The following is an 11,591-nucleotide window of genomic DNA, read 5'->3' on the forward strand; positions in this document are numbered from 1 at the left end:
CCATTTTTTTGCTTACCTCCACCTTGATTCCTTCTTTCAAAACTATACCTATCAATCGTTTCCCCTTTTTTTAAGTTTCTTCTCTTTTTGTTAAGAAAGATCCGACTAATGGATAGCTTATCAAGGGGGGCAGGGGGGATCGAACCCAAAATCTATCTTCAATTTAATTATAACCAGCTACTTAATTCTCTGATTGCTTAAAAACTAGACAATTGTTCAGCAATAATAGATACTAACTTATCCACTGCTCCTGGTTGCCCGCGCACTGCCCGCAATTTTTGCCGGATAGCCTCTAATTGTTGGGGATTTTCTAACCAAGAACTAGCCATATTTGCCACTTCTTCTGGTTGTAATTCCCCCAATAATTCCGGAACAATTTCGGCACCGGCCCAAATATTTGGCCAGGCATATAAACGCTTTTTCCGCAACATATAGAGATTAATTATCTTAGCAAATAAAGAACCCACCCCCGGCAGTTGAGCTAATAAACCGGGTAAACCGTCCCAAGTTCGCATCGCGTCTAGTTGCTGAGTCGGTAGTAAAATAATCATCGGGATTGCCAGCGCCCCTAATTCGGCAGTATTAGCACCCACCGTCGTTAAAGCTAAATGACAGCGAGAAAGCTGGTTATGGGCGGGAAAATCGGTAATTAGGTCAACTTTTACCCCCTTAGCTGTTTCTAGATAGGGTTTTTCGCCGTTTTTTAATTTAGCAGCACTCCAACCGGTTTTAGTGATCATCGGATTATAGCTAGGATCGGCAAATTTCGCCAAATAAGCTAAATTTAGGGTAGGAGCGACGGGAATTAAGAATTTAGTCCGGGGAGCCTGCGCGTGTATCTTTTCGGCAATGGCTAGGGTTAGGGGTACACCCTGAGCTAATTTCGAGGGTTTGGAACCCGGGAGAAGTGCAATTAAGGTAGCATCATCCGGGGTGATAGCATTGGGCAAATCCACCATTAAATCGCCGATAACGGTAAATTTATGCTGATATTGTTGGGGAATATTATTTAATACACTTGTATTCATTACGGCAAAGCGATCGATCCCCCGATACCAACGCGCTTCCCATTCCGCATAGATAACGGTGCGATAACCCAAACGTTTACCGATGGTGAGGGCAAAAAATTGATCGCCCCCTAAAAATAAAACGATGCCCTTGGGGTGCCAATCCCAATTATCGGCGGTTTTTCCCCAGAAAAGAAAATTAAAGAAGTTTTCTGGCGACTGGACTCGATCGACCTCCGGATATTTACTAACTACTTCCGTTTCCGCTCCCATAGCATGGGTACAAGGGGAAAGAATCACCGAAATCCGCAACAGCGATCGATCTTCTGTTAAGTTTTGTCGCAATCTCTTGACAACTGGACGCACCCATGTAGATATTTCTCCAGGACCATTAGAGAGAATGAGAAGATCAACAGGAGAATCAAACATGATAAGTAGTCGTGCAAAATTAATGTCTTGGTTAGGATAGGCAAAAGGCAAAAGGCAAAAGGCAAAAGGCACTCATGCAAGGAGTGGTTAGATATGTGTAATTAATTTTGCTTAGGTACTTATCAAGTAAAAAGTTCCCCGTTGCGGTGTTGCCTACTTGCCATTGAATAAAGAACGAATTGCCTGATGTTTAGGGTGATCAAACTCTGGGAGAACCTTGCGGGTATCGGTAATCAACCAATCCAAGGCTGCCGCTTCCACATCGATCGCCGCGCCGGTTTTATCAACACAGTAGCGCCCAAAGACCAACTTATCCACCAAACGCGCCCCTGAACCGAGGCGAGAATATTCAAAAATAACGCTATTATCCACCGTCGCGCCGCCACAAATCCAACAATTTGGGCCAATCATACTCGGACCGACAATTTTCGCCCCGTCTTCAATGCGCGTCATTGCCCCGATATACACAGGTCCGGTGATATCGACTCGATCCCAGTTTACCCCCACATTTAAGCCCGTGTAGATGCCCGGTTTGACTTCGATGCCGGGGATAGCAACATTTTTAATTTTCCTGGATAACACCCCGCGAATTGCCTGCCAGTAGTCGGGGACTTTACCGATATCCACCCATTCAAAATCCATGTTTAAAGCGTAGAAAGGCGCAGCTTTAGCGACTAATTGGGGGAATAATTCGCCCCCGATGTCGTATTTACTATTAGGGGGAATAAAATCAATGATTTCTGGCTCAAAAATATAGATACCCGTGTTAATGCAGGTACTTAAAGCTTCATCGATGGCGGGTTTTTCTTGGAAACTGAGAATCCTTCCCTCCTCGTCGCTAACTACCACCCCATAACTGGATACTTCCTCTCTGGGGACGGTTTTGGTGACAATAGTAGCGATCGCTCCTTTTTCTCGATGCCATTTAACGGCTGCGGTTAGATCGAGATCAATCAGCGCATCACCACAGAGAACCACAAAAGTATCGTCAAAAAAGGGATTAAAATCTTGAATTCGTCGTAAACCGCCCGCCGATCCCAGGGCATCACCGATTAACTCTCCCTCTTCGATTCTACCCTCGAAAGAATAGCCGATATGCACCCCAAAACGCTGACCATCGCGGAAATAACTCTCAATTTCTTCGGCTAAATGACTAACATTGACCATGATCTGATCAAAGCCATGCTGTCGCAACAGTTCCAACAAAAACTCCATCACCGGCTTTTGTAAAATCGGGATCAGGGGTTTGGGAATCGTATGGGTAATCGGACGGACACGAGTTCCTTTGCCTGCCGCCAAAATCATGGCTTTCATCGATGTTTATTTCCTTTTGCGATCGAGGTTTGTAATTAAATCATGCCTAGTGTATCATTACTGGCTCGGAATCAGTAGTTATCGATCCTCTTGGGGGTACCTCGAAAAATAGATTTACTTCAGCATTGCACCGCCTGAAACCCTGATCAAACCTTGGTTTACTCTCAATTAGTGCGAAGATTTTCTCAATAAGTCCAATTGATCGAGCTACCCCTTGAGTAATTGATAACGGGAAAAAGTGAGAGATTTAACCCAGATTACACTGATGGACAAAATTAACAAATCAACTTTGCTGTAACTCATACTACTCAGTCCTCTAGGCTAAGATGATCAAAAAAACGCAAGTTTTTAAATTGATGGGCAAAAAAAGTTTAATTTTAGCCAATAACCAAGGCGTTATGTCTAGGCTACCTCGAAAAATCGAATTTTGAGGGACGGAGCGCCTTGTTAATTATTTAAAATTATTCCCTCTTCATCAATGTAGATCAAGGAGATTTCCTCGACCAACACTTTGTTAACAAAATCTTTTATTCGAGGTGTCCTTGAGCATTAGATCAACCTAGACTCCTTGCCTAATTTCCCCAACAATCCGGTTAACCCCAAGAAGTCTAGGCGAAAAATGGTGAGCAAAAATTTGACTACTTGAGATATTGACACTCCCGTCGCGCTTATGCGAGGGATTCTTGGTTCACTGACTCAAGTTGTCTTAGCAGGTATTTCTACCAACCAAGATAGAGCTTAAATCTCCCCAAGCGTTTAGGTCTGACGACCAGCTTCCGATATGCCCTATCGTAGCTTTTTTGAGTATATTTAATGCCGCCATCTTGTCCCTATCTTCTATATACCCACACAAACAAACATGAGTTCTGACTGATAGAGACTTTTGGATTAACCGACCACAATTAAAGCATTCTTGACTTGTATAGGCTGGATTAACTGCAATAGTTAATCGGCCGTATTTAATACCAAAATACTCAATCCATTTTCTCAATTGTGACCAACCAGCATCATTGATACTCTTAGCTAGTTTTCGATTACGCACAAGGTTCTTGACTTTTAAATCTTCATATGCTATCAAGTCGTTTGACTGAATTAAACGGAGTGCCAATTTTTTAGCAAACTCTTCTCGTTGCCTACTTACTTTTAAGTGTCCCTTGGCGTATTTTTGACTAGCTTTTTTGTAGTTATTAGACTGCTTTTGTCCTCTCTTAAACTTTTTCGACTTTCTTCTATTCAGTTTATTAAGACGCTTCTCGGCTTTTCGATAATACTTAGGAGGCTCTACTGTATTCCCGTTACTGTCAGCATAAAGATATTTTAACCCCATATCTAATCCTAGGCAATGACCCGTCGATTCTAATTGTGGGGTTATATCTCTAGCATCGAGTTGTAGCATTAACTGGCAATAATATCCATCAGCCCTTTTAACTATTCTTATCCGTTGAATTTGCCATTCTTGAAAATCAAACAAGTCTCGACTACCAATTAGTTTTAACTCCCCAATATTTTTTCCATCAGTGAAAGTTATTCTCTTGGAATTTCGATTAAGTTTCCAACCTGACTTTTTAAACTCAACAGAATGAGTACGTTTAGAGTATTTAGGATATCCTTTCTTACCAGCAATTTTGTTCTTACAGTTATTATAGAACCTAAGAATAGCAGTCCAAGTCCGTTCGCAAGCCTGTTGACAAGCTGTAGAGTTAAGGTCTTGAACAAAAGGGTATTCACTTCTTAATTGAGTGACATATTTATATACATCCTTTTGTCCTACACCTTTATTGTCTTCCCAATATCTAAGACATTTATTCCGAACAAACTGTACTGTCCGAATAGCCTCATCAATGGCTTGATATTGAGATGGTTTTCCTCTAAGCTTGTACTCTAAAACAAACATTTTGCGTTGTCGACCTACCACGCAAACTACTCTAGCATACTAAAATTAAATTGGCAACTATAGATTAGAGTTATTCTTAGTCGTGCTTCGTGTCACTGAGCCTTTACATTGAGCCTGTCGAAATGTGTCGAAGTGCTGTTCTATGCTGGCGGAACTTTTCATCTCCGAGGTGAAACCGAGAGATGAAAAGCCGACATTATAGGTAAAAAGCGATTTCTTTCTCCTTGAGAGGGGCAAAATCGGCGGCTAACAACAGCTGATTTAACTCCTCTTGGGGGATATGTTTGGCCCCGATGCGGACAATTCGCGATCTCATCGTGTTAGATACTCCGCTTCTTTGTCGTCCTGCTTCCAAACCCATTACCCGGTGATAAAGTTCCAATTTTGCCGGGGGAATTGGGGAACCATCAAAATCAATGCCATTAGCGATCGCCACATCAATGGCATCAGCGCCCGTAGTTGTGGTTAAATTAGTTTCGGTGGACATAAAGACAATATAAAGGATCGTTGCTATTTTATCAGGCGATCGATATCCGCCGCTATGATCAGGAAAGTAATCTTCATTTCTGTGTGACTATGGCTCAATTGCCGACCTATCAACCAAAACAGTTATCCCTTGGCCCCCTAGAAGCGGAAATTCTCAATATTGTCTGGGAATTGGAACCCGTTAGCGTTAAGGATGTCCACGATCGCATTTTAGCGGATCCGGAACGAGATCTGGCCTATACTTCTGTGACTACGGTACTGCGTCGTTTAACTAATAAAGGCTGGTTAAGTTGTTATAAAAAGGGTCGGATTTTCTACTGGAAACCGATGGTTTCTAAGGAACAAGCACAGGCAATTAAAGCCTACGAACAATTACATCGTTTTTTGGCTATTGGTAATGCGGATGTGGTGGCTTCTTTTGCCGATAGTCTCGATACTGCTAGTGTCGAACAATTAAAAGCGATCGCCTCTCGTTTAGATACCCTTCGTCAACAACGGAGAGAAAGCTAATGCACGGTTCAATGTTATTACTAGCATTAACTATCGCCATTGGTTTACGTTGGTTTCTGCCCAGCTATCAGCGTCGTTGGCAGATAACGCTATTTTTCTTCCTCTTTCCTCCTTTGCTGCTGTTAATGACAGTTATATCGGTGGTTTGTATGGGCTATCGCGGGCAAATGCTAGGCTATAACTCTAGTTTAATAAGTTACTTTAGTGCCATAATTTGGCTAGTTTTTGCTATATTTTGTTTGATAAAACTTTCCTATCAAACTTGGCAAACCCATCGGGATTTTAGCAGTTATCCCCTCAAAAAAATCACCGCTCAGAAAGCGAGAGTTTTAGCAGTGGATTTTCCCTACAGTGCCAGAGTTGGCTTCTGGAAGTCGGAATTAATTGTGACGCAAGGATTATTAAATCTCTTAGATCAAGAACATTTACAAGCAGTTTTAGCCCACGAACAAGCTCACCAAGAATATCATGACACTTTCTGGTTTTTCTGGTTAGGTTGGCTGCGATCGATGTCTTCTTGGCTGCCCAATAGCGAGAATTTATGGTCAGAATTGGTCTTCTTGCGGGAATTACGCGCCGATAAGTACGCTTCCGGACAGGTGGATTATTTACTATTAGCTGAATCGCTGCTTTTAGTGGCAGAAAAAGTTAATCAAGTAGCGGAAATAAGTTTCTCCGATAGTTGCTGTGTCGCTCTCAATGATCATTCTTTAAATAATCGTTTATTAGAGAGAATTGATGCTTTAGTCGAGTCAGAAAACCCCGAACTTCCCAGATTTAACTATCAAGTCTGGCTATTGCTTTCCCTCTCCCTCGCTCCTTTCTTACTCTTGCCTTTACACTCCTAAAAATGACCCTAGAAGTTGGACAAAAAGCCCCCGAATTTGCCACCCCCAACCAAAGAGGCGAAATTAGCAAATTAGCAGATTTTGCCTGTCAATGGTTGGTCTTATATTTTTATCCCAAAGATAACACTCCGGGCTGCAGCACAGAAGCGATCGATTTTACCGCTTTGTCACCGCAATTTCAGCAATTAAATGCGGTAATTCTGGGAGTTAGTCCCGATTCAGAGAAGTCCCACTGTCGTTTTATTGAAAAACACAATTTAACTATTCAATTATTGAGCGATCCCGAGCATCAACTGGCGGAAATTTATCAAGTCTGGGGATTAAAAAAATTTATGGGCAAGGAATATATGGGGATTAAACGATCCACTTTCCTGATCGACCCCCGGGGAAATATTGCCTATATTTGGTCAAATGTCAAGGTAAAAGCCCATGCAGAAGCGGTTTTGAAAAAACTTGAGGAATTGCAGTAGGAAGCCCTCAGTACCCAATATTTACGGGTATGCAATTGCGCCCTTTCGTGTTAGACTAGAAAAGTTGTCAAAAATCGCACATCTAGGCGATCGGGTGTTTCTAGGAATCTAGAAATCCAGCCCTAGATGGAGGATAAACCCGAAAAGGAGAAAAATATGCCCGTTGTCTCTCTCGCAGAATTGCTAGAGTCTGGGGTTCACTTCGGCCATCAAACGCGCCGTTGGAACCCGAAAATGTCTCAGTACATCTACACTGCCCGGAATGGGGTTCATATCATTGATTTGGTGCAAACTGCCCAATTAATCGAAGAAGCTTACGAATTTGTCCGAGGAGAAGCTGATCGCGGTAAACGCTTTTTATTCATCGGTACGAAACGGCAAGCGGCAGCGATCATTAAACAGGAAGCTTTACGCAGCGGCAGCCACTTCGTTAACCAACGCTGGTTAGGGGGAATGTTAACCAACTGGGAAACCATTCGCGGCCGGGTAGAAAGACTCAAAGAATTAGAAGAATTAGAAAATAGTGGCGCCCTCGATAAACGACCGAAAAAAGAAGCATCGGTACTGCGTCGGGAATTAGGCAAACTAGAAAAATACCTCGGTGGCATTAAAACCATGCGCCGGCTGCCGGATTTAGTGATCGTAGTGGATCAGCGTCGGGAATACAACGCTATCCAAGAATGCCAAAAATTGGGCATTCCCATCATCTCCCTTTTGGATACTAACTGCGATCCTGACTTGGTAGATGTGCCGATTCCCGCCAACGATGACGCAATTCGCTCGGTCAAACTGATTTTAGGCAAAATTAGCGATGCGATCATCGAAGGTCGTCGCGGTGGTCAAGCAGCGGTGGAAGAATACGAGGAAGACTACGATAATGAAACCGAGTACGAGGAAGAAGGTGATTATTCCCAATACGCCGCCGAATTTGCCAGTGGAGACGAAGATAACTAGGGAAAATTAGCTATTGATCGCAGCTAGGTTCGGGGGGAAACTTTCCGAGCCTATCGAGCGGTCAAACCTGCCCCTCTCGTGGCATGATCAATTATAAGCAGTAGGTTAGGAATTTTATGGCGGAAATTACAGCACAACAGGTTAAAGAACTTAGGGAAAAGACCGGCGCCGGCATGATGGATTGCAAGAGGGCGCTGACGGAAAACGCGGGGGATATAACTAAAGCGATCGAATGGTTGCGTCAAAAAGGGATTACTTCCGCCGAGAAAAAAGCCAGTCGGGTAGCGGCAGAAGGGATGATCGGCAGTTACATCCACACCGGCAGCCGCATCGGTGTTTTAGTGGAAGTGAACTGTGAAACCGATTTTGTTGCCCGTCGCGAGGAGTTCAAAAAATTGGTTAATGACGTGGCGATGCAGATTGCCGCTTGTCCTAACGTCGAATATGTGAAAGTGGCCGATATTCCCGCCGAAATCTCCGCCAAAGAAAAAGAAATTGAGATGGGACGGGACGATTTAGCCAATAAACCCGATAATATCAAAGAAAAAATCGTGGCTGGTCGCATTGAAAAACGTTTGAAAGAACTTTCTCTGCTCGATCAACCCTTTATCCGCGACCAGAACATCAGTATTGACGAATTGCTCAAACAAGCGATCGCCGCTTTGGGAGAAAATATTCAGGTGCGTCGTTTCCAACGCTTTGTACTAGGTGAAGGGATCGAGAAAGAAGAAACGGATTTCGCCGCCGAAGTAGCCGCCCAAATGGGACAAAAAGCCCCGGAACCGGTAGCAGCAGCCCCGCAAGTGGAGGAAAAAGCCCCCGAACCGGCAGCGAAGGATAATCCGCCCGCTAAAGGCAAAAAGAAAAAGTAAGTTCAATGAAGATAAATCTGGTGGGGTGCGAGTTTCGTACCCCTTTTGTCTTCAGGGGGGTGGGGGTACTTAATCAGTTATCAGTAATCAGTCAAAAGAAAAAAGAAATTGGCAACCAAAGCAAATTCCTTGACTGGATTCCTTGGGAACAAAAGCCTATCTTTTACCTACTTATTAAAAACTTTGTAAATAAGATTATCTTATTTGCACTGGTGGTCCCTAGAGGTTGTCGAACGGAAAAAAATGCAGATTCAGGACAAAATCACCGAAATAGCCGCTAAAACAGCGAAAGCGATCGAACTTTCTCAAAATTATTTACTTTCTACCCAATACTCTGAAGGTTACTGGTGGGCAGAATTAGAATCTAATGTCACCATCACCTCAGAAGCAATTTTACTGCACAAAATCTGGAAAACTGACAAAAATCGCCCCCTAGACAAAGCAGCCACCTATCTGCGTCAGCAACAGTGTCCTAACGGCGCTTGGGAGTTATTTTATGGGGATGGTGGCGATCTTAGCACCACTGTGGAAGCCTACATGGGGCTGCGACTATTGGGAATTCCCGCTAATGATCCTGCTTTAGAAAAAGCTAGAGAATTTATCTTAGCTAAAGGTGGCATCAGCAAAACCCGCATTTTCACCAAAATGCACCTCGCTTTGATTGGTTGTTACGATTGGCAGGGGGTTCCCTCTATCCCCGCTTGGATTATGCTACTGCCGGAAAATTTCCCTTTTACTATCTATGAAATGTCCAGTTGGGCGCGGGGAAGTACGGTTCCTTTATTAATTGTTTTCGACAAAAAACCCGTGTATAAAATGGGTTTTAATCTCGATGAACTCTATACAGAAGGGGTGAATAATGTCAAGTATGAGTTACCAAAAAATAACGATTGGGCAGATGTTTTTCTCTGGTTAGATGGGCTGTTTAAATGGGCAGAAAAAACTGATTTAGTTCCCTTCCGTCAAGAAAGTCTGAAAGCGGCGGAAAAATGGGTAATTGAACGACAGGAAGACACAGGCGATTGGGGGGGAATTATCCCGGCGATGTTAAATTCCCTCTTAGCTTTAAAAGCCCTAGGTTATGATGTTGACGATCCGATTGTTGCCCGGGGTTTAAAAGCGGTGGATAATTTTGCTATTGAGACGGATAATACCTATTGTGTACAGCCCTGTGTGTCGCCGGTTTGGGATACGGCTTGGGTAATTCGATCGCTAATTGAATCTGGGCTAAATCCCGCTCATCCAGCTATGATTAAAGCGGGACAATGGTTAATCGATCAACAAATTCTTGATTATGGCGATTGGGCGATTAAAAATAAAATCGGAACCCCCGGCGGTTGGGCTTTTGAATTTGACAATCGCTGGTATCCCGATTTAGACGATTCGGCAGTGGTGGTGATGGCTTTAGAGTTAATTAAAATGCCTGATGAAAATATTAAAAAAGCTGTGATGAAACGGGCAGCTAATTGGATGGCTACTATGCAGTGTAAAGCTGGTGGTTGGGGAGCTTTTGACATCGATAACGATCAAAACTGGCTTAATTCTTTGCCCTATGCCGATCTAAAAGCAATGATCGATCCTAATACGGCTGATGTTACTGCCAGAGTTCTAGAAATGTTAGGTACTTGTGATGTTAACATGGAGGAAAATCGAGTTAAAAAAGCTTTGGATTATCTGGAAAAAGAACAGGAAGCTGATGGTAGTTGGTTTGGTCGTTGGGGTGTAAATTATATTTATGGAACCAGTGGAGCGTTATCCGCTTTGGCTTTTCTGGAACCGAATAAATATCGCCAGCAATTGCAAAAAGGAGCCAATTGGTTAAGCAGTTGTCAAAATGTTGATGGTGGTTGGGGGGAAACCTGTTTTAGTTACAATAACCCTAAATTTAAAGGACAGGGAAATAGTACCGCTTCCCAAACTGCTTGGGCATTAATCGGTTTATTAGCTGTCGGGAAAGTCACCGGCAATTATCAGCGAGAAGTGATTGAAAAGGGTGTTAACTATCTTCTTGTTACCCAAAAAGAAAATGGTACATGGGATGAAGATTACTTCACTGGTACAGGTTTCCCCTGTCATTTTTACCTGAAATATCATTTCTATCAGCAGTATTTTCCTTTACTGGCTTTGGGGCGTTATCGGGCTTTAATTTAGTCTGTTAATCTATGCGTTAAGACAGGAAATCAGCCTAACTGTCTAACGCCTTTTTTATGACTAACTAGGAAAAAATAAATCAGGAGATATATTTAAAAAATTGGCTAATTTTTGAATGTAGATAGGAGTTAACTCTTGTTGCCCATCAAGAATGTCATCTAGGGTTGACTTGCTTTCAAAAATAGATAGCAAATCTTGCTTTTGTAGGTTTCTTTCCTCTAGTATGAATTTTAACAATTCAATTCCATAAATATCAGGTATTGGCTCTTGATTTTCCTCATACTCATAAATTAAAGACCCTAAAACATTTAGATATTCCCTTTCTTCTACCGTTAATTGGGGTTTGTCTAAAAGGCGATTAATAACCTCCTGCATCATTTCTAAGTCTTCCTCATTGTGAATAGGACGAGGCGGGTATTGCTTTAATAATTCTAAGTATTTATCAGTGGCAAACATAAAGATAACTCTAATTTTATGGTTTAAATAGGGGTGACTGAAGGAGATACAAAATTTTTAGGTTCTTCCGAACTTACCATGTAAAATCAACTAGCAAAATGCCAATTTAATAAACATCTAAGACTAAAGTTTTTAAAGTTTCTAAATCCATAGCCTCTCCTTTTAATCACCTTCAGTTTATTATTAATTCCTTCCACTGT

General features: G+C 42.5%; 12 protein-coding genes. 6 read left to right on the top strand and 6 right to left on the bottom strand.

What is annotated here, in order from left to right; genetic code table 11:
- Positions 1 to 197: 197 nt before the first annotated feature.
- The 4 genes from ACOCD9_RS12220 to ACOCD9_RS12235 form a co-directional block, all read right to left on the bottom strand.
- Positions 198 to 1,436, bottom strand: coding sequence for a lipid-A-disaccharide synthase (locus ACOCD9_RS12220; RefSeq protein WP_419547591.1), 1,239 nt, complete (start codon positions 1,434 to 1,436; stop codon positions 198 to 200).
- A gap of 153 nt (positions 1,437 to 1,589) precedes the next feature.
- Entirely contained in the window at positions 1,590 to 2,750 is a 1,161-nt protein-coding gene (locus tag ACOCD9_RS12225; RefSeq protein WP_287701120.1) for an NDP-sugar synthase, read from the bottom strand.
- A 706-nt stretch (positions 2,751 to 3,456) separates the two neighbouring features.
- Positions 3,457 to 4,644 carry an RNA-guided endonuclease InsQ/TnpB family protein gene (locus ACOCD9_RS12230; protein ID WP_419547593.1) on the bottom strand — a complete coding sequence of 396 codons (1,188 nt, stop codon included), beginning with the start codon at positions 4,642 to 4,644 and terminating at the stop codon, positions 3,457 to 3,459.
- Between the two features lie 196 nt (positions 4,645 to 4,840).
- A complete protein-coding gene (locus ACOCD9_RS12235; RefSeq protein ID WP_002732452.1) occupies positions 4,841 to 5,131 on the bottom strand; it encodes a DUF4090 family protein in 291 nt (96 codons plus the stop codon).
- Between the two features lie 20 nt (positions 5,132 to 5,151).
- Between ACOCD9_RS12235 and ACOCD9_RS12240 the strand changes: the two genes are divergently transcribed.
- The 6 genes from ACOCD9_RS12240 to shc all read left to right on the top strand — a co-directional run bounded on the left by ACOCD9_RS12240 (position 5,152) and on the right by shc (position 10,935).
- Positions 5,152 to 5,640, top strand: coding sequence for a BlaI/MecI/CopY family transcriptional regulator (locus ACOCD9_RS12240; RefSeq protein ID WP_002761005.1), 489 nt, complete (start codon positions 5,152 to 5,154; stop codon positions 5,638 to 5,640).
- Positions 5,640 to 6,488, top strand: coding sequence for a M56 family metallopeptidase (locus ACOCD9_RS12245; RefSeq protein ID WP_002761003.1), 849 nt, complete (start codon positions 5,640 to 5,642; stop codon positions 6,486 to 6,488). Before ACOCD9_RS12240 ends, ACOCD9_RS12245 begins: the two co-directional genes overlap by 1 nt.
- A gap of 2 nt (positions 6,489 to 6,490) precedes the next feature.
- Positions 6,491 to 6,958 carry a thioredoxin-dependent thiol peroxidase gene (bcp, locus tag ACOCD9_RS12250; RefSeq protein ID WP_419547595.1) on the top strand — a complete coding sequence of 156 codons (468 nt, stop codon included), beginning with the start codon at positions 6,491 to 6,493 and terminating at the stop codon, positions 6,956 to 6,958.
- A gap of 156 nt (positions 6,959 to 7,114) precedes the next feature.
- Entirely contained in the window at positions 7,115 to 7,912 is a 798-nt protein-coding gene (gene rpsB / locus ACOCD9_RS12255) for a 30S ribosomal protein S2 (RefSeq protein ID WP_419547596.1), read from the top strand.
- A gap of 116 nt (positions 7,913 to 8,028) precedes the next feature.
- Positions 8,029 to 8,784 carry a translation elongation factor Ts gene (gene tsf / locus ACOCD9_RS12260; protein WP_002734629.1) on the top strand — a complete coding sequence of 252 codons (756 nt, stop codon included), beginning with the start codon at positions 8,029 to 8,031 and terminating at the stop codon, positions 8,782 to 8,784.
- A gap of 243 nt (positions 8,785 to 9,027) precedes the next feature.
- Positions 9,028 to 10,935: a squalene--hopene cyclase gene (shc, locus tag ACOCD9_RS12265; RefSeq protein WP_419547598.1), complete on the top strand. Its 1,908-nt coding sequence runs from the start codon at positions 9,028 to 9,030 to the stop codon at positions 10,933 to 10,935.
- A gap of 60 nt (positions 10,936 to 10,995) precedes the next feature.
- Here shc and ACOCD9_RS12270 read toward each other — a convergent pair whose 3' ends face one another.
- Positions 10,996 to 11,391, bottom strand: a complete 396-nt coding sequence (locus ACOCD9_RS12270) for a helix-turn-helix domain-containing protein (protein ID WP_271949520.1) — start codon at positions 11,389 to 11,391, stop codon at positions 10,996 to 10,998.
- An 86-nt stretch (positions 11,392 to 11,477) separates the two neighbouring features.
- On the bottom strand, positions 11,478 to 11,591 hold a 114-nt coding region (locus ACOCD9_RS12275; RefSeq protein WP_271927689.1), incomplete at its 5' end, for a transposase.

It is taken from the genome of Microcystis sp. (assembly GCF_048564745.1).
Taxonomy (GTDB): Bacteria; Cyanobacteriota; Cyanobacteriia; order Cyanobacteriales; family Microcystaceae; genus Microcystis; species Microcystis ichthyoblabe_A.